Source organism: Paenibacillus xylaniclasticus, from assembly GCF_004001065.1.
Lineage (GTDB): Bacteria > Bacillota > Bacilli > Paenibacillales > Paenibacillaceae > Paenibacillus_T > Paenibacillus_T xylaniclasticus.
This window is the reverse complement of sequence record NZ_BIML01000003.1, coordinates 124768-151742: the sequence shown is the minus strand read 5'-3', so window position 1 is coordinate 151742 and position 26975 is coordinate 124768. Positions and strand designations below refer to the sequence as shown.

General features: G+C 51.2%; 25 protein-coding genes and 1 other annotated feature. Of the genes, 21 read left to right on the top strand and 4 right to left on the bottom strand.

The genetic code is table 11. The features are described 5' to 3' along the window. Positions 1 to 200 precede the first annotated feature (200 nt). Positions 201 to 450, top strand: a binding site (T-box leader). Between the two features lie 64 nt (positions 451 to 514). Continuing rightward, positions 515 to 2959, top strand: coding sequence for a leucine--tRNA ligase (leuS, locus tag PXY01_RS04260; RefSeq protein WP_127568067.1), 2445 nt, complete (start codon positions 515 to 517; stop codon positions 2957 to 2959). An 83-nt stretch (positions 2960 to 3042) separates the two neighbouring features. Here leuS and comER read toward each other — a convergent pair whose 3' ends face one another. Continuing rightward, a complete protein-coding gene (gene comER / locus PXY01_RS04255) occupies positions 3043 to 3882 on the bottom strand; it encodes a late competence protein ComER (protein WP_127567643.1) in 840 nt (279 codons plus the stop codon). Between the two features lie 185 nt (positions 3883 to 4067). Between comER and PXY01_RS04250 the strand changes: the two genes are divergently transcribed. The 6 genes from PXY01_RS04250 (at position 4068) to holA (ending at position 11301) form a co-directional block, all read left to right on the top strand. After that, complete coding sequence (locus PXY01_RS04250) at positions 4068 to 4670, top strand: ComEA family DNA-binding protein (RefSeq protein ID WP_218028207.1); 603 nt, start codon at positions 4068 to 4070, stop codon at positions 4668 to 4670. A gap of 82 nt (positions 4671 to 4752) precedes the next feature. After that, positions 4753 to 5283, top strand: coding sequence for a deoxycytidylate deaminase (locus PXY01_RS04245; protein ID WP_127567639.1), 531 nt, complete (start codon positions 4753 to 4755; stop codon positions 5281 to 5283). 95 nt (positions 5284 to 5378) lie between these two features. After that, the gene (locus PXY01_RS04240) at positions 5379 to 8003 is read left to right on the top strand and encodes a DNA internalization-related competence protein ComEC/Rec2 (protein ID WP_127567637.1); all 2625 of its coding nucleotides are present in this window, start codon (positions 5379 to 5381) and stop codon (positions 8001 to 8003) included. Between the two features lie 204 nt (positions 8004 to 8207). Continuing rightward, entirely contained in the window at positions 8208 to 8756 is a 549-nt protein-coding gene (locus tag PXY01_RS04235; RefSeq protein ID WP_127567635.1) for an RNA polymerase sigma factor, read from the top strand. Next, complete coding sequence (locus PXY01_RS04230; protein ID WP_127567633.1) at positions 8753 to 10018, top strand: anti-sigma factor family protein; 1266 nt, start codon at positions 8753 to 8755, stop codon at positions 10016 to 10018. Before PXY01_RS04235 ends, PXY01_RS04230 begins: the two co-directional genes overlap by 4 nt. Before the next feature lie 230 nt (positions 10019 to 10248). After that, positions 10249 to 11301 carry a DNA polymerase III subunit delta gene (holA, locus tag PXY01_RS04225; protein ID WP_127567631.1) on the top strand — a complete coding sequence of 351 codons (1053 nt, stop codon included), beginning with the start codon at positions 10249 to 10251 and terminating at the stop codon, positions 11299 to 11301. A 125-nt stretch (positions 11302 to 11426) separates the two neighbouring features. Here the strand turns inward: holA and rpsT are convergent, their stop codons facing one another. Continuing rightward, positions 11427 to 11699 (bottom strand): 30S ribosomal protein S20, encoded by a 273-nt coding sequence (gene rpsT, locus PXY01_RS04220; protein WP_127567629.1) that lies wholly within the window; start codon positions 11697 to 11699, stop codon positions 11427 to 11429. A gap of 191 nt (positions 11700 to 11890) precedes the next feature. Between rpsT and gpr the strand changes: the two genes are divergently transcribed. The 10 genes from gpr (at position 11891) to dnaJ (ending at position 23664) form a co-directional block, all read left to right on the top strand. Next, positions 11891 to 12901, top strand: a complete 1011-nt coding sequence (gene gpr, locus PXY01_RS04215) for a GPR endopeptidase (RefSeq protein WP_127567627.1) — start codon at positions 11891 to 11893, stop codon at positions 12899 to 12901. Positions 12902 to 13061: 160 nt separating this feature from the next. Beyond that, a complete protein-coding gene (spoIIP, locus tag PXY01_RS04210; protein WP_127567625.1) occupies positions 13062 to 14375 on the top strand; it encodes a stage II sporulation protein P in 1314 nt (437 codons plus the stop codon). Positions 14376 to 14426: 51 nt separating this feature from the next. Beyond that, a complete protein-coding gene (locus PXY01_RS04205; protein WP_127567623.1) occupies positions 14427 to 14849 on the top strand; it encodes a hypothetical protein in 423 nt (140 codons plus the stop codon). 95 nt (positions 14850 to 14944) lie between these two features. Beyond that, the gene (gene lepA, locus PXY01_RS04200; protein WP_127567621.1) at positions 14945 to 16762 is read left to right on the top strand and encodes a translation elongation factor 4; all 1818 of its coding nucleotides are present in this window, start codon (positions 14945 to 14947) and stop codon (positions 16760 to 16762) included. Positions 16763 to 16864: 102 nt separating this feature from the next. After that, the gene (gene hemW / locus PXY01_RS04195) at positions 16865 to 18034 is read left to right on the top strand and encodes a radical SAM family heme chaperone HemW (RefSeq protein WP_127567620.1); all 1170 of its coding nucleotides are present in this window, start codon (positions 16865 to 16867) and stop codon (positions 18032 to 18034) included. Positions 18035 to 18186: 152 nt separating this feature from the next. Continuing rightward, complete coding sequence (locus PXY01_RS04190) at positions 18187 to 18654, top strand: N-acetyltransferase (RefSeq protein WP_127567618.1); 468 nt, start codon at positions 18187 to 18189, stop codon at positions 18652 to 18654. A gap of 156 nt (positions 18655 to 18810) precedes the next feature. Next, entirely contained in the window at positions 18811 to 19842 is a 1032-nt protein-coding gene (hrcA, locus tag PXY01_RS04185; RefSeq protein ID WP_127567616.1) for a heat-inducible transcriptional repressor HrcA, read from the top strand. 64 nt (positions 19843 to 19906) lie between these two features. Continuing rightward, positions 19907 to 20494 carry a nucleotide exchange factor GrpE gene (grpE, locus tag PXY01_RS04180; RefSeq protein ID WP_127567614.1) on the top strand — a complete coding sequence of 196 codons (588 nt, stop codon included), beginning with the start codon at positions 19907 to 19909 and terminating at the stop codon, positions 20492 to 20494. Positions 20495 to 20557: 63 nt separating this feature from the next. After that, on the top strand, positions 20558 to 22396 hold the full coding sequence (gene dnaK / locus PXY01_RS04175; RefSeq protein WP_127567612.1) for a molecular chaperone DnaK: 1839 nt from the start codon (positions 20558 to 20560) through the stop codon (positions 22394 to 22396). Between the two features lie 131 nt (positions 22397 to 22527). Continuing rightward, positions 22528 to 23664: a molecular chaperone DnaJ gene (dnaJ, locus tag PXY01_RS04170; protein ID WP_127567610.1), complete on the top strand. Its 1137-nt coding sequence runs from the start codon at positions 22528 to 22530 to the stop codon at positions 23662 to 23664. A 156-nt stretch (positions 23665 to 23820) separates the two neighbouring features. On the opposite strand, the gene PXY01_RS22710 is transcribed toward dnaJ, so the two are convergent. Next, positions 23821 to 24180: a suppressor of fused domain protein gene (locus PXY01_RS22710; protein ID WP_246027791.1), complete on the bottom strand. Its 360-nt coding sequence runs from the start codon at positions 24178 to 24180 to the stop codon at positions 23821 to 23823. Between the two features lie 4 nt (positions 24181 to 24184). Continuing rightward, positions 24185 to 24484, bottom strand: a complete 300-nt coding sequence (locus PXY01_RS22705) for a suppressor of fused domain protein (RefSeq protein WP_246027790.1) — start codon at positions 24482 to 24484, stop codon at positions 24185 to 24187. A gap of 202 nt (positions 24485 to 24686) precedes the next feature. Here PXY01_RS22705 and PXY01_RS04160 point away from each other — a divergent pair, with 202 nt between their 5' ends. The 4 genes from PXY01_RS04160 to PXY01_RS04145 all read left to right on the top strand — a co-directional run bounded on the left by PXY01_RS04160 (position 24687) and on the right by PXY01_RS04145 (position 26975). Beyond that, positions 24687 to 24854: a YfhD family protein gene (locus tag PXY01_RS04160; RefSeq protein WP_127567608.1), complete on the top strand. Its 168-nt coding sequence runs from the start codon at positions 24687 to 24689 to the stop codon at positions 24852 to 24854. Continuing rightward, complete coding sequence (locus PXY01_RS04155; RefSeq protein ID WP_127567606.1) at positions 24847 to 25059, top strand: hypothetical protein; 213 nt, start codon at positions 24847 to 24849, stop codon at positions 25057 to 25059. Before PXY01_RS04160 ends, PXY01_RS04155 begins: the two co-directional genes overlap by 8 nt. 206 nt (positions 25060 to 25265) lie before the next feature. Further along, a complete protein-coding gene (prmA, locus tag PXY01_RS04150; protein ID WP_127567605.1) occupies positions 25266 to 26264 on the top strand; it encodes a 50S ribosomal protein L11 methyltransferase in 999 nt (332 codons plus the stop codon). Between the two features lie 6 nt (positions 26265 to 26270). After that, positions 26271 to 26975 carry a site-2 protease family protein gene (locus tag PXY01_RS04145; protein ID WP_127567603.1) on the top strand — a complete coding sequence of 235 codons (705 nt, stop codon included), beginning with the start codon at positions 26271 to 26273 and terminating at the stop codon, positions 26973 to 26975.

The window sequence follows — 26975 nt, the reverse complement described above, 5'->3', positions numbered from 1 at the left end:
TTTTATACTTACAAGCAGCGGCAGCCGCTAATGACTTTCATACTATTTTGCCCATTATCGACATTATTTATACGGATGGTATTCAAGGTTTCGTGAGATCATCGAATAGAGCTTGCGACCGTTCTCTCGTTTATTGACATCTTATCGGGCTTCTCCTATAATCTAACCTATACATGTTCGAATCCTAAGTGATCAGACAGCAACAGGCATTGAAGAGGAGCAGTACTCGAGGACGTAGTCTTCAGAGAGCCGGCGGATGGTGCAAGCCGGTGTTTACGCACGAGGAATCTCGCCTTGGAGCCGCGATATGAAGAAGTGTCGGATGCATGCAAGCCGGATCTACGACATATCGCCGAATCGCCCGCGTTAAGGGAATAGAGTGAGCTATGGCGAAGAACGCCTGCGCTAACTAGGGTGGTACCACGGGAATAACAACCTCTCGTCCCTAGCGATCATACGCTGGGGCGGGAGGTTTTTTTACATGTTTGACAGTCGCGAAGGGAGATTTTCGATTATGAGCCAAGACAACCACAATCAACAGCAGGGATATAACCCGCTCGTTATCGAACCGAAGTGGCAGCGCTATTGGGACGATAACAAGACGTTTGCAACGAAAGAAGAACCGAATAAACCGAAGTTTTATGCGCTCGATATGTTCCCTTATCCATCCGGCGCCGGACTGCATGTCGGCCATCCGGAAGGCTACACGGCTACTGATATCGTATCCCGCTATAAGCGGATGCGCGGCTACAACGTGCTTCATCCAATGGGCTGGGACGCATTTGGTCTGCCGGCTGAGCAGCATGCGCTCGATACCGGCCAGCATCCGCGCGACATTACGGTGAAGAATATTAACAATTTCCGCCGTCAGATTAAGTCGCTCGGCTTCTCGTACGATTGGGAACGTGAATTCAGCACGACCGATCCGGACTATTACAAGTGGACGCAGTGGATATTTATTCAGTTGTATAAGAGAGGCCTCGCTTATGTCGCGGAAGTACCAGTGAACTGGTGTGAAGCGCTGGGGACGGTGCTTGCGAACGAAGAAGTAATCGACGGCAAGAGCGAGCGCGGCGGCCATCCGGTCGTCCGCAAGCCGATGCGTCAATGGGTGCTGAAGATTACGGAATATGCAGAGCGTTTGCTGGAAGACCTCGACGAGCTCGACTGGACCGAAAGCATCAAAGAAATGCAGCGCAACTGGATCGGCAAGTCGACGGGAGCGGAAGTAACATTCGCTATCGACGGTACGGACGAATCGCTTGTCGTGTTCACGACACGTCCGGATACGCTGTTCGGCGCAACCTACTGTGTACTTGCACCGGAGCATGAGCTTGTGGCGAAGATTACGTCTGCTGAGCAGAAGGCGGCTGTTGAGGCTTACCAAGAGGCAGCTGCTCGTAAGAGTGATCTGGAGCGTACTGATCTTGCGAAGGAGAAGTCGGGTGTATTTACGGGTGCATATGCCGTAAATCCGATCAGCGGTGAGAAGCTGCCAATCTGGATCGCAGATTATGTATTGGCAGGCTACGGTACAGGCGCAATTATGGCCGTGCCGGGCCACGATACGCGCGACTGGGAGTTTGCAAAGCAGTTCGGCTTGCCGATTGTCGAAGTCATCCAAGGCGGAGACGTCCAAGCAGAAGCGTTCACCGGCGACGGCGTGCATGTGAATTCGGGCTTCTTGAACGGCCTGGGTAACGAGGCGGCTATTGCTGCGATGATCGAGCATCTTGAAGCTAAAGGCTACGGCAAAGGCAAGACGACTTATCGTTTGCGTGACTGGCTGTTCAGCCGTCAACGTTATTGGGGAGAGCCGATTCCAATTCTTCACCTCGAAGATGGCACGATGAAGCCTGTGCCGGAGTCGGAGCTGCCGCTTCTGTTGCCGGATGTCGATGCCATTAAGCCTTCAGGTACGGGTGAGTCGCCGTTGGCCAACGTGACGGAATGGGTCGAGACAATCGATCCTGAGACGGGGATGAAGGCGCGCCGCGAGACGAACACGATGCCGCAATGGGCAGGCAGCTGCTGGTATTACCTGCGGTTCATCGATCCGCATAACCAGAACGAAATTTGCTCGAAGGAGAAGCAGCGCCAGTGGCTTCCGGTTGACCTGTATATCGGCGGAGCGGAGCACGCTGTTCTCCACCTGCTGTATGCTCGCTTCTGGCACAAAGTGTTGTACGACCTCGGTGTCGTCGAAACGAAAGAGCCGTTCCATAAGCTGGTCAACCAAGGCATGATTCTTGGAACGAACAATGAGAAGATGTCGAAGTCGCGCGGCAACGTTATTAATCCAGATGAAATTGTGAACGAGTTTGGCGCAGATACCCTTCGGATGTACGAGATGTTCATGGGGCCGCTGGAGGCAACGAAGCCGTGGAATACGAGCGGGGTAGAAGGCATGTACCGGTTCTTGAGCCGGGTATGGCGCCTGTTTGTCAATGAGGATGGAAGCTTGACTTCCAAAGTGGTTGATGGTGAAGGAAGCGAGTCGTTCAAACGGACGTGGCATCGTACGATTAAGAAGGTAACCGACGATTTCGAAAATCTCCGCTTCAACACGGCGATCAGCCAGCTGATGATTTTCGTTAATGAGGCTTACAAGGCAGATACGCTGCCTCGTCAGGCGCTTGAGCACTTCGCACAGATGTTGTCGCCGCTTGCGCCGCACATTGCTGAAGAGCTGTGGGAGAAGCTTGGTCACAGCGAATCCATCACCTACGTACCTTGGCCGCAATATGAAGAGGCTTGGACGGTCGATCAGGAGGTCCAAATCGTCGTTCAAGTGAACGGTAAAATCGTGGACCGCGTCAGCATTGCAGCGGATATGGAAGTTAATGAGATGGAAAGTCTCGCCAAGGGGCTTGATAAAGTGAAGCAAGCGATCGAAGGCAAGACCGTTCGCAAAGTTATCGCCGTTAAAGGTAAGCTCGTCAATATTGTAGCCAACTAACGTCCATTCGTCATGGCGTTACTCGTAATTGAATACGCCGGCTCTGAAGAGGTGAGCGGCCCGTCACGCTAAAGAATAGCGTGTTACTGGCCGTTCACCTCTTCGCCGTATAAGGAGGCAGATACTTTGACTGTATCTTCCCTGTATTTAGCATGAGTTGTTCGAATGAGACGATTGAACATTCCGTCACAGTCGATTTCAAGCGATTGAAGCGCTTTGGCGGTAATGCCGCCTGGTACGGCTACCCGTTCTTGAATTTGTTCCGGTGTCATGCCGCCTTCCGTTAGCAAACGTCCGGTGCCAAGCAGCATGGCACTCGCAACGGCCAGCGCATCGGAACGCCGAATACCCGTTTCGATAACAGCGGCATCGACAAATTGTTGAATAAGATAAGCGAAGAAGGCAGGGCCGCAGCTCGACAGATCAGAGACGATTCGTGTATATTGCTCTTCAATTCGAATCGGTTCGCTAATATGACGCAGCAGCGATTCTAATTGATGCTGGTCCTCGTTGTTCATACGGCTTCCGTACATGCATAGGGTGGCGCCGCTGCCGACATGGTTCGTAATGCTTGGTATAATTTTGGCTGCTTTGCAGGGGACCCAGTCCTCCAGCTGTGACAGCATGACGGGACTTGTAATCGATACAATAAGCTGCTCGGACCGGAGGCTTACCCGAATGTCGCTCAGTACGCTGCGGAACTCATGAGGCTTAATACATAAGAAGATAATGTCCGTATCTTTGGCTGCATCGGCATTGGAAGCGGCGATGCGCAGACCTGGATATAACTCGGCCAAGCATTCCACCTTCGCAATCGTCCGGTTGCTCGCCGTAATCTGTGACGGCTTGAGCGCGCCAGATGTGATGAATGCGCCGATGAGCAGGCTGCCCATGCTGCCAGTGCCGATAAACCCGACATTCATCGGAACTCCTCCCTTGCGACTCGAATGTACGATGGCTGTCTCCCATCATGTGATAAATAGACATTATAATCTGCTCTTACTACACTATGCTCAATAGTGCGGTTGTCATGACGTTTTTTTATTTTTTTAATTTTTATTGAAGTTAAACTAGCAATCGATTAGAAGAAATGGAGGCTGACAATCGGATGGCTGGATTACGAATGTTAAGTATGCGGACCAAGCTGGCTGTATTATGTGCTTGCGCAGGAGCACTGCTCATTGGCATGGGGATGTGGAAGCAGCAGTATTCGGAGACGGCGCATTGGCAGCCGGTCAATGAGCAGTTGGCCGAAGCGCTGGCAGCAGCGGAACATCAGCAATCGGTTGTAATAGCTGAAGGGATCCATCCTTCAGCCGAAGAGAGCGGGAAAGCAATGTTAGGCACGACCATTGAAATTAACGAAGCAGGTGCAAGTGGAGCAATCGTAGAACCGGACAGCGGCAGCGGAGTACAACAAGTCGACGGTGTGCAGACAGCCTCAGAGAATGCAATTGCTTCGAAAGCTTCCGAAACGGTATCGTCTGCACAAACTTCACCTCCTGCTGCGGACGGCAGGCTCGATCTTAATCGCGCGACTGCTGAGCAGCTGGACATGCTTCCGGGGATCGGACCTGCCAAGGCAGCCGCCATCATTAATGACCGGGAAACGTCAGGCCTGTTCAAGTCGGTGGACGATCTCGTGCGCGTTAAAGGAATCGGACCTGCGATCGTAGAGAAGCTGCGTGACTTGGTTGTCGCACAGCCCTAAATATGCGACAATATTAGGAAGCAGGAGACGAAGGATAGGGTTGCGATCCGCTCGTCGCAAGGATAGAAAGGGATGACCGACGATGACGACGAAAGGCACCGATGCGTCCCGCAAAGATTGGGACACTTATTTCATGGACATTGCTTACATGGTTGCAACACGTTCGCGCTGTAATCGGAGACATGTAGGTGCGGTGCTGGTGCAGGGGAAGAAGCTGCTCGGAACGGCTTATAACGGTGCACCGATGGGGGTAGAGGATTGCTTAGAAGCAGGTTGTATGATCGTAGAGGAATATGAATTAACTTCTGTCGGCGGCAAGGAACATATGGTGAAGAAGGAGCGCTGTATCCGGACGATTCACGCCGAGCAAAATTTGCTGCTATTCACCGACCGGATCGACCGTGAAGGCTCGACGGTTTATGTAACCGATCAGCCATGCTGGACTTGTGCGAATATGCTGGCGAACAGCGGTATTAAGGAAATTGTCTATCATCGTCCTTATCCGAAGGACAGCGATAAGGTCGGAGCGCTAATGCACGGCAAGGGTATTGTGTTCCGAGTAATTGATCATTATGAGCCGCCTGCAATGACAGCGCGTGCTGTTATATCCTAGCAAGACAAGAAGGAAGAACCTTCTGTACAGATGTCCCGTTAAGTGGACGTTTGGGCAGAAGGTTTTTTGTTTTCGTTCAGTAGAGGAGGTTAGCTGTGAACAGAAGACCGATTATTTGGATTGCTGTCTCGTGGACGGCTGGAATTGCGGCAATTGGTTCGTCTCGCACCTTGTTCAGTATGTTAGGCGCTGGAATGGCCCTCATAGCTGCTGCAGCTGTATTAACGAAGCGCACATCTTTAGTTTTTGCACTATGCTGCTTACTTATATATGGTGCAGGAGGCGGCTGGGCGCTGTGGAATGAGCATCGGATGGATACTTCACTGCCAGACTTGAAATTGGCTGCGGACGCGACGTACCCGCCGGTAACGTATGAAGCAAATGCAGAAGGTACGATTAGCTCTGATGTTAAGCTCGATGGTGATGCCGTCACCTTTGAGCTGGAGACGAATACAATCGAGCTAACCGGCGAAGCATCTGCACGAAGAGTACATGAGAGGCTGCTTGTCCGTCTAAAGCTGCAGAAAGAATCTGAGCTGCAAACCGCAAAGCGTTGGCAGCGTGGAGATCATGTTCAGCTTGCCGGAATTTTGGAGAGGCCGTCAGGTCCTTCGAACTTTGGCGGCTTCGATTACCGACGTTACTTGAATCGAGTTCAGCACATTCATTGGCTGCTTCGTGTGAAAGGTGCGGAGGCAGTATCGGCGAAGCGAGGTAAGCCATATTCCGTCGATGCGCTGCTCGGACGTGTCGACGCAGCACGGGAGCGGCTGGGCAGCATTGTAGAACGACTGTATCCGAAGGAGCATGCTGGGTATATGAAGGGACTTGTCATCGGCAACAGAGGAGATTTGGACCCAGAAGTGTACCGTCAGTTCGCAGAATTAGGATTAACGCATATACTGGCGATCTCGGGCTTACATGTAGCTGTGTTTCTGTATGTGCTCAATATGGGGCTTCGGCTGCTTCGGATGACTCGTGAACGAGCTCTCCTTTTGCTGGCATTGGCGACCCCCGCATATGTGCTGCTGTCCGGAGCGTCGCCGTCCGTTATACGAGCCGGGATGATGGCCATGATCGGCTTGCTAGCGGCACGGTATAACCGGCTGAAGGACGGCCTTCATCTGCTTGCAGCATCCGCTGTTCTTATGCTCGTATGGAATCCGGCTTACGTATACGATATCGGGTTTCAGCTTTCGTTTCTTGTGACGGCAGGACTTATTGTTGGTGTATCTCCTGTGCGTACGGTTATGCCCCGATGGAAACGAGCGAAGCCACTGCTTGATCTTGCTGCTGTGACGGTTGTAGCTCAGCTGGTTTCGTTTCCGATCACGATCTACTATTTCAATCAATGGAATCCTCTATCAATACCATCCAATTATTTGTTTGTCCCGTTTATTAGCTTTATTGTCATGCCGTTAGGCGCAGCTTCGATGGCGGCTGAACCGCTATGGCCTGCAGCAGGGCACGGGATGGCATATGCAGCATCTATGCTTAATGAACTTACGTTTCGACTGGTAGAGATGGTCTCTAGCTTGAATGGCTGGCAAATGATCATCAAGCAACCGCCCGTCTGGTGGGTTGCGGCGTGGTATACGGTGCTCGCTGCCGCATTGAGAGCTTTGCGGGGAATTGCCGAACAGAAGCGGTCGGATTCCCTTCTTGTTCGTGCGAGCTTGAGCGATAATGAAGCATCGACCATTCCATTAGACGAAGGGTTGAAGCTGATTGTCTCGGTGGCAAAGAAGAAACGGTTATCTATTCTTATATGCTCTACTATGACAGCTGTAATGCTTCTTCTTGTTGCCTGGCTGCCGGACGTTGTGGATCGGACGGCTGTCGTTAGCGTACTGGATGTCGGACAAGGTGATTCGATATTGATTCGAACCGGAAGCGGACAGCATATTCTCATTGACGGCGGCGGAGCAGTTTCGTTCCGTAAGCAAGGAGAAGAATGGCGCGAGCGTGCCGATCCATTTGAGGTAGGCCGCAAGGTACTCGTGCCGCTGCTTAAGCAGCGTGGTATCCGTTCATTGGATTTAATTATTGCAACTCATCTGGACGCCGATCACATCGGAGGCCTCCGCGCTGTCATTGAATCGATACCGGTGAAGCGAATATGGTGGAACGGTACGCTTGATCGTAGTAAGCCAGCTCTTGAGCTGTTGGACGCGGCGCTGGAACGAGATGTTCCACTGCATCGTGCAGCGGCTGGAATGAGCTGGGGGCCGGATCAGAACACCCGTTTGGATGTGCTTTGGCCAGAGCGTACGACTGACGATATGATAAATGAAGCCTCTAATCAGAATGAGAGCAGCGTTACAATATTGTTAACAGTATACGGTCGAACCTTCCTATTTCCCGGTGACATTGGACATGGAACCGAGCAGAGAATTATGTCAGGTCTTAAGACCTATTGCTCGTGGAGTGAAAATGTAATGTCGGTGGATACTAGTAGCTGCTTAGACGTGTTGAAAGCTGGTCACCATGGTAGCAAAGGGTCAACCTCAGAGCAGTGGCTGCGGTTCTGGCAGCCGAGATGGACGATTATATCAGCAGGTATGAATAATCTTTATGGTCATCCCCATGCAGTTACGCTTGATCGAATAGCAGATGCGGGGAGCGGTATATGGCGCACCGATCGAGACGGAGAAATTCGATTCGCTGTTAAACCTAACGGTGCCATGTTGGTAGGTTGGCAAACGGACAAATGGGGTTAATAAAATGGTATCAGCTGTAAGAGGCACCTATGTACGGAGTCTTTTATTTCTGTTATCCTAAAAGTTAGGTTCATAGAAAGCCATAGCCAATAGATGATGAAGAAAGACATGTCTCTATGCGGTTTCCATAAAATATATGAGAACAACTGCAACCTTTGTACCGGTCATTCCGTCGTTAAGGTTGTATGAGAGGGGGAAGCTTCATTGGTGGAGCCTAGTCTCATTAGAGCGGCTCAATCGGGCGATCGCGATGCTCTCATCACTTTGCTGCGAGAGATTGAAACCCACGTTTATCGGACAGCCTATTATATATTGAATAATGAGCAAGATGCGATGGACGCGGCTCAGGAGGCGCTCATACGTATTTATACGAAAATTTCCTCCTACGAAGAGAAAGCACAATTCAAAACATGGATTCAGCGGATCGTGACGAACATTTGCATCGATAAGTTCAGACGAAGCAAGCCGACTATATCGATTGAGGAGCATGATCTTGTCTTCCGTGAGAAATCGAGCGTGGAAGATGATGTTCTGTCTACTTATGTGGCGGACGATATTCGCAAAGCGATTGACATGCTGCCCGAGCATCACCGAGCGGTTGTCGTGCTCCGGTATTTGCAGGACTTCTCCTACAATGAAATTGCTGATTCGCTTGATCTACCGCTTAATACCGTGAAATCCTATTTGTTCCGGGCCCGGCAACAGCTTCAGACGTTACTACATGAATACCAAAGAGGAGGTGTCCGAGGATGACCTGTCAAGAGGTGATGGAATATATGCAGAGGCAGCTCGATGGCGACCTGAACGAGCAAGAGGCTGACGCATTGACAGCACATACACGTTATTGCTCGGATTGCGCCGACATGTTCGAACGGCTGAAGCGATTGTCTGCTGAACTAGACAGTTTGCCTAAAGTCGTTCCTGCATATAGTCTTGTTGATGCTATTATTCCGCAGCTGGATCGGATCGATTCCGAGCGCCAAGAGAGCGGGCAGGCGATAGATACGAAGTATTTGGATCATACCGTCGATGAACCGGTTGACGATCGAGAAGTGGAGCGTGGACCGTTAAGTCGCCGTTCGGCACGTGGTCGGGATAGAGACTGGTTGAAGCGGATTTCATGGCCAACCGTAACGGGGGTGGCCGCAGCCGGACTTGTTGCCGGACTGTTTCTTGTTCTATTCAATCCCGCAGATGCCCCTGAGTTGAAGGATCTCACTAGTAATTCGACTGCTTTGCAATCCGCAAGTCACTCTTCAGCTGCGCATCCAGACAGAAGTCAGTCAAGCAGCTCCATGGAAATACAAGAGAACGATGAGGTACGGATCGAATCGACCAGCAATGCCGTTGAGCAGGCCCCAGCTCCCGATGTTCAGCATAGTTCGCCAACGGTTCAACAATCGGAGCCGGAAGCTGCACCGGGTAAAACAATCAACAATGGCAACCGATCTCAATCTGTAAGACCATTCACAAATACTCCTGCTTCTCAACCTGTACAGGAGCAATCTGGTGACCCTGTCGCAAATATGCCGATCGAGGAGCAGACCTCGAGTAGTAGCTCGAGCAGTAGTATTAGCAATGAAATTTCCTCGACTAGCAGTTCGAGCAGCAGTTCGAGCAAGGATGTTTCCTCCTCAAATGAAAGGAAGATTGAGGATGACGGCGGTATGCCCGACCAGATATTGAAGCAATCGGAAGTGTCGATGATCGCGAAGGATCAAAACGGCGAGCTGATGGGCATCATGAGCAACGGCGACTCTGCGGAAGCAAGCATTTCGGACGTTGTTTTATCACCGGACCAGCTATATTCGGCAGCAATTGTTGATGGTGCTGTCCTTATATACACAACGCAGGAAGGGACGGTTCAGCTCGACAGTGGCAAACAAGCAGGTACGATCAGTGGACTACAATGGTCGGATGACAGTAAGGCGTTGTTTTTCGAAGTGAAGGATGACAACGGGAAGACAACGTATTTCAAGGTCGATGCACAGGAATGGACGATTGCACCACAATAATACGAACTGAACCAGCACACTTGCTGATGTCCTTGCGTATAGTATATCGAAGGAGTCAGCGGCGGCAGCCTTGACGTCGTATGACCATCACCGAAGCGGAGGCCATGGACCCGCACGGATGATGTTTATATAGATGTTCAGGGACAAAGGGATGGAAGCTGCTTAAGCTCCATCCCTTTGTTGATGACGAGGAGCATTGTGATTGAACGGCGGTTACCTGGGAGGCTGGAATGGAAACGAAGGATATTTGGAAGGAATTGAAGAACGGCCGAATCCGGCCCGTATACGCAGCATATGGATCGGACCGCTACCGTATGGAACAATTCGCAGCGATGTTAGCGGACAAGCTGTTCAAGCCGGAGGAACGGGAGCTTGGCATTGTGAAGTTTGACACATCCGAGACGCCGATTGAAGAGGCTGCAGCTGAAGCGGAGACGCTTCCCTTCTTCGTTGAACGGAAGCTGATCATTATTCGAGACGTATCCGTTCTGGCTGCTTCCGGTGCCGGAGCCAAGGAAGGTAAGCTGGAGCATCGGGCGGAGAGGATGCTGGAGTATATCGACCATCCGGCGGAGACAACGGTTATTTTATTCCTTGTATATGCGGACAAGCTGGATGAACGGCGAAAGCTCGTTAAGCGGCTGAAGGAACAGGGGGCTGTAATAGCTTTCAACGAGCTGGACGGTCCAGAGCTTCAGCGCTGGGTTATGCGCAGATCATCAGAACAAGGTCGAACGATGATGGAGGATGCTGCAGAGCTGCTCATCTCCCGTACAGGTACGAGATTGCAGCAGCTGGCTCAGGAGACAGACAAGCTGTGTCTGTATACAGGTCCTGGCGGTCTGATTACTTCCACGGAAGTTGAACTGCTGACACCGTCGACAGTTGAAGAGGATGTGTTCGCGCTCGTAGATGCTATAGCGAGCGCGCAGACGGCGAGAGCGCTTAAACTTTATCGAGAGCTGCTTCAGCGTAAGGAAGAGCCAATCAAGATAGCCGCATTGCTAGCTTCTCAGCTTCGGCTCATGCTCCAAGTCAAGGAGCTGTCTGGACAGCATTATTCACCTCAGCAGATGGCTTCACAGCTAAGTATTCATCCGTTCCGCGTAAAGCTTGCCGCTGAGAAGGCGTCGAAGTTTTCTCTCAAGCGGCTTGGTGAATGTATGGCAGAGCTAGCCGAGCTCGATTTCCGGATGAAGACCGGACAAGTGGACAAGACACTCGGGTTGGAGCTATTCCTGCTGTCGTTCGGGCAGAGTATAAATTCGACTGCTGAAGCGTGAACCTAAAGAAATAGGTTGGAAGGAGAACTTCATTATTCTCCGCTCCAACCTATTTTGCTCTTCTGCGATAGTTTCTGCATCAAAAAAACGGCCCCCAGTTCTGAAGAACCGGGAGCCGTTGTTCATTAAGCCTGTGCCGAAAGGGCATTCAGCTTCTTAGCCAGACGGGACTTTTTGCGGGCAGCCGCATTTTTATGAATCAGGCCTTTCGTAGCTGCTTTGTCCAGCTTTTTCGACGCAGCGATGAGAGCTGCTTTAGCAGCTTCAACATCCGTACCGGCGATAGCTTGGTCAGCTGCTTTAACGGCCGTGCGAAGTGCGGATTTTTGCGAAGCGTTCAGGGCGCGACGTTTCTCGCTCGTCTTCACGCGTTTAATAGCGGATTTAATGTTTGGCATCACATTCACCTCCTGTAAAAAGGGAAAAAACCCATTACTGCAACACAACTTAAAATATCTTATCATGGGCTTGCTCAAAAAGCAATAGCGGGAGATCGCAGTTGGCGAATAAGGCTTAAAACATTTTTCCGCATAGAACAAGCGGTGCCATCGCACACTAACGGCAAAAAAGGAAGGGGATGGATGCAGGCATGGAAGAAGCTCTCGATCTGCGCCGTTATGACGTTTATACCGATCTGGCTTTGGAAGCGAAGGAGATTGCCGAGGCCACAGGCGGGGGACCAATTCCGGGCGTCCTGTCCGACACACTCGAGGAAGACGGCATTAAAGTATCCCGCGTTCACGTTCAGACTGAGCAAGGCTCGCGGTCTATCGGCAAGATGCCAGGCAGGTATGTAACATTGGAGGTTCCGGATCTTCGCAAGGGGGACACGGGGCTGCAGGACAAGGTGGCGACGCGGTTTGCCAAGGAATTTGAGGCATTCTTGGAACAGGCTGGAGTTGGGAAAACGTCTAAAGTATTAATAGTTGGCTTAGGCAACTGGAACGTAACGCCGGATGCACTTGGGCCGCTTGTCGTAGAGAACATTATGGTAACGAGACAATTTTTTGAACTGATGCCGGACCAGGTTGCGCCTGGATATCGTCCTGTCAGTGCAGTGGCGCCTGGTGTACTGGGGATAACCGGTATCGAGTCGTCTGAAATTGTACAAGGCATTGTGGAGCGGACGAGGCCCGACGCCGTTATAGCAATCGATGCGCTGGCGTCCAAGGCGCTGGAGCGGGTCAATACGACAATCCAGATTGCCGATACGGGTATCCACCCAGGCTCCGGCATCGGCAACAAGCGCAAAGGAATTACGAGAGAAATACTTGGCGTTCCGGTCATAGCAATCGGGGTGCCTACCGTCGTATTCGCCTCCAATATTGTTAACGACTGCCTTCGGTTGTTGGAAGAGCATTTGGCATCACATACCAAGAATGCCGGTCCGCAAATTATGGGGCTCATGCATCAGATGGCTGAGAACGAAAGATTGCAGTTAGTGAAGGAGGTGCTGCAGCCGCTCGGACATGACCTGATTGTTACGCCTAAGGAGATCGACCAGTTCATTGAGGACATTGCGAACATTATTGCAAGCGGCTTAAACGCTGCTCTGCATGAAGCCGTCGATACATCGAATGTAGCAGCTTATACGCATTAAGCACAACAGGATTTCGTCCGGCCCGACGCCGGCGGAATCCTATTTTTGTTTTACTTGAAATTATGATGATTCTCTCATTTAAGGCATCTCGGTTCTATCAGCTCTCATATTCTCATAGGCTAGTAGCAGTCTAAGAGCGTAATAGGGAGGCTGGGCAACAATGAAACGATTCATCGTAACGTTTAACTGGAGCAGAGGGAGCCGCAAATGGAGGCAGCTGCTCGTGACGGGTCGCACATTCGTCATGCTGTCTATCAGCTCTATGGCTTTCTTTGTCGCAATTGGCATCGGCGATATGATTCACCAGCGTACGGCAGCTTCTCCAGGCTCGACGATGAAGGGAGTGGCGGCTAATGTTTCGGGAACGTTATTCACGGATATGCTGAAAATGGAAGTGGCTGCTTATACCCCCGAGCATGAAGGGGAGCGGGCGCTGGCACCCAAGCAGGTAGGCCGGTTTCTGCTGCGCCTTGTAACAGATGTTAATCCGAATGAGCCGAGAAGCTTGCTGGCTAGAGAGCTGCCTGGCATTTCGTCGGACGAGCCGTTCTTAATTCGAAGCGGGTCGGGCAATGAGACGGCTATCGGACCGGAGGATCATCCGCCGATTCCGGGCTCAGCTGGTTCAGAATCGAGCGGAATGAATGGCATGACTCCGGGTACGGACAGTAGCGGCGAACATTCGGGAGAGAACCCGAGTCGTTCCAGCCATGAATCGGCCGTTGGGGACAATGAAGGACAGCCAGGAGCTGCGGGGCAGGAGGGGGCTCAGCCGGGCGATGGGGGCCATCAGGCAGCTCCTCCTAATCGTGCAAGCCAGACGGACGAGCCGGTCGTTTTTATCTATCATTCTCATAACCGTGAATCGTGGTTTCCGGTCATCGGCAGCGATGGAGATGATCCGACTTCTGCTAAACAAAATATTACACTAGTCGGCCAGCGGCTTGCGGATAAGCTGATGGAGCTTGGACTGGGGGCGGAAACTTCAAAAACAGACTACCCAACAGAGATTAAAAATTATAAGTGGGCACTATCCTATAAATATTCTCGCAAAACCGTTGAAGAAGCACTCGCAGCGCGGACAAAATTGAAATTTATTTTTGATATTCATCGCGATTCGCAGAAACGGAAGTATACGACGACGACGATTGGAGGTAAATCGTACGCGCAAGTTTATTTCATAATCGGTCAAGAAAATCCGAACTGGCGGAAGAATGAGAAGCTGGCGACCGATATTCATAAAGCGCTGGAAGCCGAATACCCGGGCATTTCGCGCGGCGTATGGGGCAAGACGTCAAAGGACGGCAATGGAGAATATAATCAGTCGTTATCTCCGGGAAGCGTACTGATCGAGATCGGCGGTGTCGATAACACGCTTGAGGAATCGTATCGAACGGCGGATGCTCTAGCGAAAGTAATTGCTGATTTGTATTGGGGAGACGCCGAGCAAGCTGCCGCTCCGCGCGAAAGCTAGAAGCGCTAATGACGATTAGCGGCTGCAGGCCGCCGGAAGGAAGGGATTTCATTGAGAAGAGACGGATGGAAATGGGCGCTGGTTGGCGGCGCTGCCGCCTTGCTGATCGTCTACGGGCTCGATTCAGCAGACAGAGGTATTGAGAATGTGTACGGACCGGTCGGAGAGGGCTCGCAGGCTTATGCCGTTAATGAAAATTACGAACCGACAGCAGGCGAGCAGCCGGCTTCGCACAATCCGAAATGGTATGCTGACCAGTACAGTAGGAATGCTGGCTCCGAACAATTGATAGGCCAAGCTTCGGTACAAGACGCACCGCGGTCAACTTTAGAGGGACGTCTGCCAGGCGTACCGTATGAGACAAGCGAGCCGGCCGTGAATAAGTTCGCAGACGGAGCGGCTGGTGTGCTGCAGTCGGTGTCGAGCGGCGGCATTAAGCTGTTTGTGTCCGTATTTGATGGCATCATGAATTAATACACGGGTTCTGTGCAAGCGTCCGTTGCCGCCTTGACCCATTACTGCTATAATTAACGGGATATAGTTAGCACTTAAAGGTGTGGGGGTTACGCATGGCGGACGTTCGCGAACGACAGAAGAAAATTCGAAATTTTTCCATTATCGCCCATATCGACCACGGGAAATCGACGTTGGCGGATCGTATATTGGAATTTACGGGAGCACTTTCTTCACGTGAAATGCAGGAGCAGGTGCTCGACCAGATGGATTTGGAGAGAGAACGCGGCATTACGATTAAGCTGCAGGCTGTTCGTCTCAACTACAAGGCTGACGACGGCGAAGAATATATTTTGAACCTTATCGATACACCGGGACACGTCGACTTTACGTACGAGGTATCGCGAAGCATGGCGGCTTGTGAAGGCGCGCTGCTTGTCGTTGATGCAGCGCAGGGCATCGAGGCGCAGACGCTGGCTAACGTTTATTTGGCGCTTGACAGCAATCTGGAGATTTTGCCGGTCATCAATAAGATCGACCTGCCAAGCGCAGAGCCGGAACGGGTGAAGCAGGAGATCGAGGACGTTATTGGTCTTGACGCCAGTGATGCTGTGCTCGCATCAGCGAAAGCGGGGATCGGTATCAAGGAGATATTGGAGCAAGTCGTACAGAAGGTTCCAGCTCCGACAGGTGATCCCGATCAGCCGCTTAAAGCGCTTATTTTTGACTCGCACTATGACCCGTATAAAGGCGTTATTGTGTACGTTCGTGTTATGGATGGCAGCATCAAGGCTGGTAAGAGAATCCGATTCATGGCAACCGGCGCTGAGTTCGACGTTATTGAGGTTGGCGCATTCAAGCCGCGTATGTCGATTGTCGACGAGCTGACGGTAGGCGACGTAGGCTTTATCGTAGCAGGCATTAAGAATGTTAAGGATACGCGTGTCGGCGATACGGTAACAGAAGCGAAGCGTCCAGCACCGGAGCCATTACCAGGCTACCGGAAGATTAATCCAATGGTATTCTGCGGCTTATATCCGATCGAGTCTCAAGATTACAACGATTTGCGCGATGCGCTCGAGAAGCTAGAGTTGAACGACTCCTCGCTGCAATATGAGCCCGAGACCTCAACTGCGCTTGGCTTCGGCTTCCGCTGCGGCTTCCTCGGATTGCTGCACATGGAGGTTATTCAAGAGCGAATCGAGCGTGAGTTCAACATTCCGCTTATTACGACGGCTCCGAGCGTAGTGTATCATGTGACGTTAACGAACGGTGAAGTGCTTTATATCGATAACCCGTCCAACTATCCAGAGGTTGGTAAGATTGAATTCGTCGAAGAGCCTTATGTGAAAGCGCAAATTATTGTACCGAACGATTATGTCGGCACGATTATGGAGCTTTGCCAAGGCAAACGCGGCGATTACTCCAATATGGAGTATTTGGACACGAACCGCGTTACGTTAACTTATGAGATGCCGTTGTCGGAGATCGTCTACGATTTCTTTGACCAGCTGAAGTCCCGTACGAAGGGCTATGCATCGTTCGATTATGAGATGATCGGCTATCGCAAGTCGAATCTGGTGAAGATGGACATTATGCTCAATGGCGAGCAGGTTGACGCATTATCGATTATTGTGCACCGTGAGCGTGCTTACAATCGCGGCCGCGTCATCTGTGAGAAGATGCGCGAGCTTATTCCGCGCCAAATGTTTGAGGTACCGATCCAGGCGTCAATCGGCACGAAAGTTATCGCCCGCGAGACCGTCAAAGCGATGCGCAAGAACGTATTGGCGAAGTGCTACGGCGGCGATATTAGCCGGAAGCGGAAGCTGCTTGAGAAGCAGAAGGAAGGTAAGAAGCGGATGAAGCAGGTCGGCAGCGTCGAGGTGCCTCAGGAAGCATTCATGGCGGTCCTCAAGATCGACGAAGACTAACCATTCGGTTGACAGGAAGGGCGCTGCTCTTCCTGTCTTTTCTCATATAAGAGGCTGTACGGTGAAGCTGCTGCACAGCCCGGCAAGGAGGGCGAATGCCCAATGCTTATGCACGCGCCAAGAGCGCTTTACATTCATATTCCGTTCTGTACGAACAAATGCCATTATTGCGATTTCAACTCGTTCGTGCTGAAAGGACAGCCAGTCGATGCATACTTGGATGCGCTGGAATCGGAGATGCGGATGACGGTTGCGGCGCTGCCGCCAGAGTCGATCGATACGGTGTTCGTTGGCGGCGGTACGCCGACGGTGCTTACGCCGACGCAGATGGAACGTTTTTTGGCAGCGGTTCACCGTCACTTCCCGCTTGCGCCGAACGTTGAGTTCAGCATGGAGGCTAATCCAGGTACAACGGATTCCGAGAAGCTTGCGGCTATGCTCGCAGGTGGCGTGAACCGAATCAGCTTTGGGGTTCAATCGTTCGATAACGGCCTGCTGGAGAGGATCGGTCGGATTCATAATTCGGACGACGTATACCGAAGCATAGAGAACGCGAAGATGGCTGGTTTTACGAACCTGTCGATTGACTTAATGTTTGGTCTTCCGAAGCAGACGGTTGAGCATTTGTCTGACAGCGTCGATAAGGCGCTGCAGCTTGGACTAACGCATTATTCGCTGTATAGCTTGAAGGTTGAAGAGAACACGCTGTTCCACAAGCTGTATGAACGTAACGAGCTGCCGCTTCCGACGGAAGAGGAGGAGCTGGAAATGTTTATGCTTGTCATGAACAAGCTGCAAGCGGCTGGGTACAAGCACTATGAGATCAGCAATTTTGCACTGCCAGGCATGGAAAGCCGCCATAACTCGACGTATTGGCGCAACGAACCGTATTACGGGCTTGGAGCCGGCGCTCATGGATACGCGCGTGGAGAACGTCATCTGAACATTAAAGGTGTACAGCCATACATTGAGGCGGCTGGAGCGAGGCTTCCGCGGCTGGAGACGAATCGGGTCGAGGAAGCGGAAGCGATGGAAGACTTTATGATGGTCGGTCTTCGTCTGCTGGAAGGTGTTCGTTGTGAGGCGTTCAGCCGTCAGTTTCCGGGACATACAATTGAAGCGATGTTTGGAGCGCAGCTTGAACGGCTGTTAAGCGAAGGACTGCTGCAAGGGAAACCCGGAGAAGGCTACCGGCTGACGGACAAAGGGATTCCGCTTGGCAACGAAGTATTTGGCGCTTTTATCGGTGTTCTTCCGACATCTGCCGGCTGAAGGCTGCCAAGCCTCCCTTCAATAAGCTCGTCCTAATAAAATTCAAATTAGTTATTGAGGATTCATTCGCTTTGGTGTATATTTATTCATATTATTTCGTAGTCGGACGACGGATTACATCATATCCGGCACACAAAGCGGAGGGGACGAGCGTGAAGCAATCGGTGGTAACCTGCAGACAGGCGGCGCCAGACGATATCGAGGCGTTATTTCATTTAATACAAAGCTACGCGGAGAAAGGAATTATGCTGCCGCGAAGCCGCCAAGTGCTTAACAGGTTGATTGATACGTTCGTCGTGGCCGAGCTTGATGGTGAAGTCGTCGGTTGCGGATCGTTGTGCCAGCTTGGTAAAGATTTAGTTGAGATTCGTTCACTCGGTATGCTGGAAGGCTATAAGGGGCTTGGGATCGGCAGCAAGCTGGTTGATAAGCTGATCGATCAGGCTAAATCGCAGGGGCTTACGAAAGTAATGGCGCTCACTTATGCGACCGATTTCTTCGTGAAGAACGGATTCTCGGTGGTCGAGAAAGAAATTTTCCCTGAGAAAGTGTGGACGGATTGCGTTAACTGTCCAAAGCAGCATAATTGCGATGAAATTGCAGTACTAAAAGTGATCTAACAAAATACGATGAAATGATGCATAAAGTGCCGAACCGACTTGACAACGCTCAAGCTGGTTTGGTATTTTTGTATTGACGATTAGCACTCGACGTTAATGAGTGCTAACGGTGAAGACGGCCGGTATACAACCGAAGATCAAGAGGAGGGGTTCGGAGTGTTAACGGATAGACAACGAATGATACTGAATGCTATTGTAGACGATTATATACGTTCAGCCGAACCCGTCGGGTCGCGGAGTATTTCCAAGCGCGGCGACGTCGGCTTCAGTCCGGCGACGATTCGGAACGAAATGTCCGATCTGGAGGAGCTTGGTTTTCTGGAGCAGCCCCATACGTCTGCAGGACGTATTCCTTCGATCAAAGGGTACCGTTATTACGTCGATCACTTAGTCAAGCCAGGCGGCATTCAGCCTAAGGAAGCGGCAAGCTTCCGTTCCTTCTTCGCGGAGAGAATAACGGAGATGGAACAGGTCATGCAGCAGGCGGCTACAATTCTGGCGAGCATGACGAATTATACGTCGATTGCGCTCGGGCCAGATTCGATTAATCATTCCTTGAAGCATTTTCAACTCGTACCTTTGAATGCTGAGACTGCAGTAGCAATCGTCGTGACCAATACCGGGCATGTAGAGAACCGGACGATTTCACTTCCGGAAGGAATTAGCGTATCCGACTTGGAGAAGACGGTTCATATATTGAATGCGAAGCTTGCTGGAGTACCGATGATGCGATTAACGTCGAAGCTGTATTCCGAGGTTGGGGAAGAGCTGAGTCGTTATGTCGATCATTATGAACAAGTAATGAGCGTGCTGGAGAGCGCGCTGCCAGCTGGAGACGAGCACGAGCATCGGGTATATCTAAGCGGTGCCACGAACATGCTGACGCAGCCGGAGTTCAAGGACGTTGATAAAATCAAGACGATACTCGACCTGCTGGAAGAGACACCTACGCTATCGAAGATGCTTTCTTCGGCACCTTCTGGCATTCAAGTCCGAATCGGCACAGAGAATGAGCTTGAGGCGATCAACGATTGCAGTGTCATTACGGCTACTTATGCAATTAACGGGCAGTCACTCGGTACGATCGGCATACTGGGGCCAACTCGAATGGATTATGCCAAGGTTATCAGCCTGCTTGACGTCGTATCGAAAGACATGACATCGTTATTGTCCCGCTGGTATCGATAAGAGCTAATGCCGATCGTATGAATACAGCCGGGATCGAGGCGGGAAGTTTAAGGAGGTGAGCAAGATGAGTGCGAATGAATATAAGACGGAGGAGCAGGAAGCCGTGACGAATGTCGATCAAGAACAAGAACAGGAACATACAATAGAATCAGCCGAGGATGCGCCGGTACAGGAAAACGCACAGGCACAAGAAGAATCGGGCAATGCGCGCATCGCTGAGCTCGAACGTCAGGTTGAGGAGCATCAGCAACGATACTTAAGAGCACAAGCGGATTTCGACAACTTCCGTCGCCGCACGATCAAAGAACGTGAGGAATTGGCGCAATATGCGACGATGAAATTGTTGAACCAGCTGCTGCCGGTCATCGATAACTTTGAACGTGCTATTGCCGCAGCGAAGCAGAATAGTGATTTCGAGGCGCTTTCCAAGGGCGTTGATATGATTTCGCGGCAATTCATACAAGTGCTTGAACAGGAAGGGCTCAAATCGATGGAGGCTGTTGGACAGCCGTTCGATCCGGAGTACCACCAAGCTGTAATGCAGGAGCAATCCGAAGAGCATGAAGCGGGTATTGTACTGGAGGAGCTCCAGAAGGGCTACATGCTGAAAGATAAAGTGCTGCGTCCGGCAATGGTTAAAGTGAGCAGCTAAATCATCATTATTGAATGATGATTCGAACATATAACGAACCAAACATTGAGGAGGCTATTTACGATGAGTAAAGTAATAGGCATTGACCTTGGTACGACGAACTCCTGCGTCGCAGTAATGGAAGGCGGCGAGGCAGTCGTTATCCCGAATCCAGAAGGCAACCGCACGACTCCTTCTGTAGTCGGTTTTAAGAAAGACGGTGAGCGTGTAGTCGGCGAGACGGCGAAGCGCCAAGCAATCACGAACCCAGATCGTACGATCATCTCGATCAAACGCCATATGGGTACGAACCATAAAGAAGTCATTGAAGGCAAAGAATATACACCGCAAGAAATTTCGGCCATCATTCTTCAGAAGCTGAAATCGGATGCTGAAGCTTATCTCGGTCAACCGGTTACGCAAGCCGTTATTACGGTTCCAGCTTACTTCAACGACAGCCAGCGTCAAGCGACGAAGGACGCAGGTAAAATCGCAGGTCTTGAAGTTCTGCGTATCGTGAACGAGCCGACGGCTGCTGCACTTGCATACGGCCTGGAGAAATCGGAAGACCAAACGATTCTCGTCTATGACCTTGGCGGCGGTACGTTCGACGTATCGATTCTTGAGCTGGGCGACGGCTTCTTCGAAGTTAAAGCGACGAGCGGCGACAACCATCTCGGCGGCGACGACTTCGACCAAGTTATTATCGATTACCTTGTAGCGGAATTCCGCAAAGAGCATGGCACGGACTTGTCCAAAGATAAAGGAGCTGTGCAGCGTCTGAAGGATGCTGCCGAGAAAGCGAAGAAAGAGCTGTCCGGCGTTCTGACGACGACGATCTCGCTGCCATTCATTACGATGGTGGACGGTGTACCTCAGCACTTGGAGGTATCGCTCACCCGTGCGAAATTCGAAGAGCTCTCCGCAGGACTCGTAGAGCGTACACTCGCGCCTACGCGCCAAGCATTGAGCGATGCTGGAATGACGCCTTCGGACATCGATAAGGTTGTACTTGTTGGTGGTTCGACTCGTATCCCAGCCGTTCAGGAAGCGATCAAGAAGCTGATCGGCAAGGAGCCTCACAAAGGTGTTAACCCGGACGAAGTTGTTGCACTCGGCGCAGCAGTTCAAGCTGGTGTATTGACGGGCGACGTTAAAGACGTTGTACTGCTTGACGTAACACCATTGTCGCTCGGTATCGAAACAGCGGGCGGCGTATTCACCAAAATGATCGATCGTAACACGACGATTCCGACGAGCAAATCACAGGTGTTCTCGACTTATTCGGACAATCAGCCTAGCGTTGAAATTCACGTTCTGCAAGGCGAGCGTCAAATGGCTGCCGGCAACAAAACGCTCGGCCGCTTCACGCTGGGTGACATTCCGCCAGCACCACGCGGCGTACCACAAATCGAGGTTACGTTCGACATCGATGCGAACGGTATCGTAAACGTATCGGCTCTTGATAAAGGTACGGGTAAGAGCCAGAAAATTACGATTACCTCTTCCAGCGGCTTGAGCGATGAAGAAGTTGAACGTATGATGAAAGACGCTGAGCTGCATGCTGAAGAAGACAAAAAACGCCGTGATCTTGTAGAAGCGAAAAATAACGCGGATCAGCTCGTATATACCGTCGACAAAACGCTCAAGGATCTTGGCGACAAAGTCGACGCTGGCGAGATCGCAAAAGCGGAAGAAGCGAAGGAGCGCGTGAAGAAAGCGCTCGAAGGCGATCAGCTTGAAGAAATTAAAGCTGCTACAGAAGCGCTGACGGAGGTTGTTCAGCAGCTGTCGGTTAAGCTGTATGAGCAAGCTAGTGCGCAAGCTGGTCAAGAAGCCTCGGAAGGCGCGGCTGGCGAAGCCGGTCCGAAGAAAGAGAACGTCGTCGATGCTGATTATGAAGTTGTAGACGACAAGAAATAAGCGTAGACCACAATCTTTCACGGGCGATTGCAGATAGGTCAAAGTCAGGCGTGGCCTGGCTTTGACCTATCCTTGCGTTCAAGTGCGCAAGGGGGAAATGTCCGTGGATGACTACATGGGGGTGAGAGAAATTGGCTGACAAGCGCGATTATTATGAGGTGCTCGGCGTCGGAAAGAGCGCATCCGACGAAGAAATTAAGAAAGCATACCGGAAGCTGGCCCGCCAGTATCATCCGGACGTCAATAAGGCTCCTGATGCAGAAGCGAAGTTCAAAGAAGTCAAGGAAGCGTACGACGTGCTAAGCGACCCAGGCAAGCGCGATACGTACGATCGCCATGGCCATATCGATCCGAATCAGTTCGGTGGCATGGGCGGCGGCGGGGCCGATTTCGGCGGCTTCGGCGATATTTTCGACATGTTTTTCGGTGGGGGCGGGCGACGCGACCCGAATGCGCCGCAGCGCGGCAATGACCTGCAGTATTCGATGACAATTGAGTTCAAGGAAGCGGTATTCGGCAAAGAAACGGAAATTACGATTCCTCGCACCGAATCTTGCGATACTTGCTTTGGCTCTGGCGCTAAGCCGGGCACGAAGCCGGAAACATGCTCTACTTGCCGGGGAACAGGCCAGCAGGAGGTTATTCAGAATACGCCGTTCGGTCGTATGAGTACTCGCCGTACATGTACGCATTGCGGCGGCAACGGCAAAATTATTAAAGAAAAATGCGGTACGTGCCATGGCGCTGGCAAAGTGAAGAAGCAGCGCAGAATTAACGTCCGTATTCCAGCGGGCGTCGATGATGGCGCACAAATCCGTCTGTCCGGCGAGGGTGAGGGCGGCTTGCGCGGTGGTCCGTCCGGCGATTTATATATTGTCATTCGTGTGAAGAAGCACGAGTTCTTCGACCGCGAGGGCGACGATATTTACTGCGAAGTGCCGTTGACGTTCGCGCAGGCTGCGCTCGGAGATGAGATTGAGGTGCCGACGCTGACGGAGAAGGTTAAGCTCAAAATTCCGGCCGGTACGCAAACAGGCACGTATTTCCGGCTGAAGGGCAAAGGCGTGCCGAAGCTGCGCGGTCATGGAACAGGTGACCAGCACGTTAAGGTAACCGTCGTAACGCCGACGAAGCTGTCTGATGAACAGAAAGAGCTGCTCCGTCAATTTGGCGGTTTAAGCGGCAGCAGCGGGGGTGCTCAGGTGCCCGAGCAGGAACATCATGAAACGATATTCGAGCGGATGAAGAAAGCGTTTCGAGGCGAATAGCGAACAGATATACGAATAGAAAAGACGCTCTACAGGTGATAATGCCTGTTGGAGCGTCTTTTGGTTTATAACGATAAGAGGATCGACTAGAACAGTCCGAACAGCTTGGCACAAGTATTTTTTCTCTTCGGGTTAATGAGCTCATTAACGCCGGCTTTATCCAGCTTGGCAAATAAACTGTCGGCGCCTCGTTTCAGCTTTATGATCCATCTCTTCTTGATAGATCGGAATTAAGCTGTAGAACCGAACCGTCTTGTCAGGCGAAAAGCAAAGGGTAAAAAATTCATTGATCGACTCGATCGTCGAAGGAACAGATATAATCATGCCGTTTAGCTTCGTATCTTTCGCAAATGGCTCGGCAGGATTATCGTTAGGAATCGTATGAGCCGCAGTCAGCCAAGTATTATTTTCGTGCGGCAATCGGGCCAGCGTCTTCAAGCTGCGAATTGGCCAGTAGTTCTCTTCCTGCTTGAATGCCTCGTCGGAAAGGCTCCAATCGGGAGGCAGGCAGAGCAAGAGCTCAGCATAACGCTACGCTTCTGCTCCTTGCGGTACAGTCATGGGCAAATTGCTCATGCCGCAAGGTGACAAGCGTATAAAAGTTGCGTTCCGGAGTAGGGGCTACGACGATGATGTCGATATGAACGAGATCTGATATGATTTCATGATATACACTTTGAATGGGTCCGATGTACTTCTCTACGTGTTGAGAAATGAGTTCGGCTGCATGCTCATCTCCATAGGCCGGTTGAAATTCCCGTTCCCTTGCTTCATGTCTATAGATAGAGTGTCCAGATGGAGATAGCTCTTGATTGCTCATAGGGCCTCTTTGAAGGGATATATTGGTAATCGGAGTCATATTCAAAATATCATATTATACATGGAAATGTAAACAAAATACCAGTGTATCTATATAACAATGAATATAGGTTAAGATTAACGCATTGCATAATAAATGTCGGGATTGTTCATCCTATTATTTGTTACATGCGGTATTCAGATGAAGAGGAGATGATACACATATGGTAAATTTGAAGAAAAATAATATGGAAGACGTCAATTTCGGTAACCTGCCGATCGTTGAGAATGAAGATGTCGAGTTCTCGGAGGAGCTTGCGGACGAAGACGACAAGGTCGCGCAGCGAAGAGCTGAAGCTGCTGACCGCAGGGTGAAGCAGAGACATGAGTGAAGGCATTACCATTCGAGCTTCATACACGGCAGAGGCGGGTGCGCGCGAAGCGGCGCTGAAGCTGCAGCTTTTGCGGGCTGAGGCCGTCACCGGCGATGCATCGGGAGTTGTGACGGCGACTGTTTCACCGGACGTGCTGGATCGGGCGCTCCATCTCATTCGACAGACGGGCGGCGATCCGGAGCCTGTCGATTTATATCGTTAATTGAAGAAGATCGGGCACCGAACGGGGCTTCGGTCTTTTTTGCTATGCACGGATATGAAAACTCAGATCCGTATATCAATCGGCAAGAGAATAAGCGGATCAGAAGGGCAGGAAGATTTTATAGGTCAAGATGTGCTACAATAGTCGCTATGAGGTCCCGCTTGCGCGGGATAGGTTGATGTACAACGTTTAGGAGGACAACGATAGTGAAATGGCATGAACTTACGATCTCAGTGCGCGAGGAAGTCGTTGAGGCGATATCTGATTATTTGTATGAGGCAGGCGCTGGCGGCGTTGCGATCGAGGAGTCCGGTTCATTGAACAGGCCGCGGGATACAAGGCTTGGTCAATGGTACGACCGTCCGCTCAATAATATTCCGGAAGGAGAGGCAGTTATTCAGGGCTACTTCTCCGAAGAAACGAATATGGAGCCAATTGTGGAAGCGATCAAGCCTTTCATAGAAGGGCTGCGCGAATTCGATCTCGATCCGGGTCATTATAATTTGTCGCTGAAGATGGTCGATGAAGAAGACTGGGCAGACGCTTGGAAAAAATATTTTAAACCGATGCGTGTCTCGGAGCGTCTGACGATTCGTCCGACGTGGGAGGAATATACACCAGGTGAAGGTGAGCACGTCATCGACCTTGATCCGGGTATGGCGTTCGGTACAGGCACGCACCCGACGACGGCGCTCTGCCTGCGCACACTCGATTCCGTCATCAGAGGCGGCGAGGAGCTTATTGACGTAGGTACAGGCTCTGGCATCCTCGCAATTGGCGCGATGAAGCTTGGTGCGAAAGCTGTGCTGGCAGTCGATCTCGACCCAGTTGCTGTATCCAGCGCGAAAGAGAATACGAAGCTTAACGGCTTGTCCGATTCGATTGACGTGAGGCTAAGTGACCTTCTCGGCGTGCTCAAGGGTGAGACGAAGGATGAGAGCGGCGCAGAGGCAGGCCCGTTAAACGTTACGGTACCGGTCGATGTCGTTGTGGCGAACATTTTGGCTGAAATTATTATGCTGTTCATCGATGATGTATACGCGGCCCTTAAGCCGGGCGGCATATATATCGCATCAGGCATCTGGGAGAACAAAGAGGAAGTCGTGGAGCAAGGGCTGCTTCGTGCAGGCTTTGAAATTATCGACCGCCGCCGCGAAGACGGCTGGATCGCCTTCGTTGCAGGCAAACCGAAAGCGGGTGAATAGGCGAGGATGAACTTTTTTTGGTTTCCATTTGAGGATTTGCCTTTTATAATTATCGCATTTGCCGTGTCGCTTGCTGTGCACGAGTGGGCGCATGCCTATACGGCGTATCTGTTCGGCGACCGGACTGCATATGACGCGGGCAGAGTGACGTTGAATCCGCGGGCGCATCTGGATGTGTTCGGTACAATCATGATTCTGCTCGCAGGTTTTGGCTGGGCGAAGCCGGTTCCGTACAATCCGAACCGGTTCCGCAACCCAAGGTTAATGAGCATCGCGACAACGGCTGCAGGGCCGATTAGCAATCTTATTTTGGTGATCATTAGTATATTTCTCCTCTATTTTCTGAACCAGACGGGCTTATTGCAAGCTGGCTCGGTCGGTCTGTATAAAGCATTAGTGCATCTGTTTTATTATTTAATTTTCTTGAATATTACCTTGTTCTTATTTAACTTGATTCCACTGCCGCCGCTTGATGGGTATGGAATTGTAAAAAATATGCTTCCTTACCGGACGCGTCTGCAACTGGAGCAGCATGAGCATTGGGGCGCCTACCTGTTCCTTCTCATGGTATTTATTCCGCCGCTTCGGGATGTAACGATTGATCCGGTGCTCAGCTATTCAGGCGACATCTTCTTTCATATTGTAGAGTTGTGTGAGAAGATTTTCACCAAGCCGATGAACTGGTACCAGTTCTTCGTAGATTTGAACTAG

Coding starts and splice junctions, on each gene's coding strand:
- leuS (WP_127568067.1), top strand. CDS start 515: ATGAGCCAAGACAACCACAATCAACAGCAGGGATATAACCCGCTCGTT.
- comER (WP_127567643.1), bottom strand. CDS start 3,882: ATGAATGTCGGGTTTATCGGCACTGGCAGCATGGGCAGCCTGCTCATC.
- PXY01_RS04250 (WP_218028207.1), top strand. CDS start 4,068: ATGGCTGGATTACGAATGTTAAGTATGCGGACCAAGCTGGCTGTATTA.
- PXY01_RS04245 (WP_127567639.1), top strand. CDS start 4,753: ATGACGACGAAAGGCACCGATGCGTCCCGCAAAGATTGGGACACTTAT.
- PXY01_RS04230 (WP_127567633.1), top strand. CDS start 8,753: ATGACCTGTCAAGAGGTGATGGAATATATGCAGAGGCAGCTCGATGGC.
- holA (WP_127567631.1), top strand. CDS start 10,249: ATGGAAACGAAGGATATTTGGAAGGAATTGAAGAACGGCCGAATCCGG.
- rpsT (WP_127567629.1), bottom strand. CDS start 11,699: ATGCCAAACATTAAATCCGCTATTAAACGCGTGAAGACGAGCGAGAAA.
- gpr (WP_127567627.1), top strand. CDS start 11,891: ATGGAAGAAGCTCTCGATCTGCGCCGTTATGACGTTTATACCGATCTG.
- spoIIP (WP_127567625.1), top strand. CDS start 13,062: ATGAAACGATTCATCGTAACGTTTAACTGGAGCAGAGGGAGCCGCAAA.
- lepA (WP_127567621.1), top strand. CDS start 14,945: ATGGCGGACGTTCGCGAACGACAGAAGAAAATTCGAAATTTTTCCATT.
- hemW (WP_127567620.1), top strand. CDS start 16,865: ATGCTTATGCACGCGCCAAGAGCGCTTTACATTCATATTCCGTTCTGT.
- grpE (WP_127567614.1), top strand. CDS start 19,907: ATGAGTGCGAATGAATATAAGACGGAGGAGCAGGAAGCCGTGACGAAT.
- dnaK (WP_127567612.1), top strand. CDS start 20,558: ATGAGTAAAGTAATAGGCATTGACCTTGGTACGACGAACTCCTGCGTC.
- PXY01_RS22705 (WP_246027790.1), bottom strand. CDS start 24,484: ATGAGCAATCAAGAGCTATCTCCATCTGGACACTCTATCTATAGACAT.
- PXY01_RS04160 (WP_127567608.1), top strand. CDS start 24,687: ATGGTAAATTTGAAGAAAAATAATATGGAAGACGTCAATTTCGGTAAC.
- PXY01_RS04155 (WP_127567606.1), top strand. CDS start 24,847: ATGAGTGAAGGCATTACCATTCGAGCTTCATACACGGCAGAGGCGGGT.
- PXY01_RS04145 (WP_127567603.1), top strand. CDS start 26,271: ATGAACTTTTTTTGGTTTCCATTTGAGGATTTGCCTTTTATAATTATC.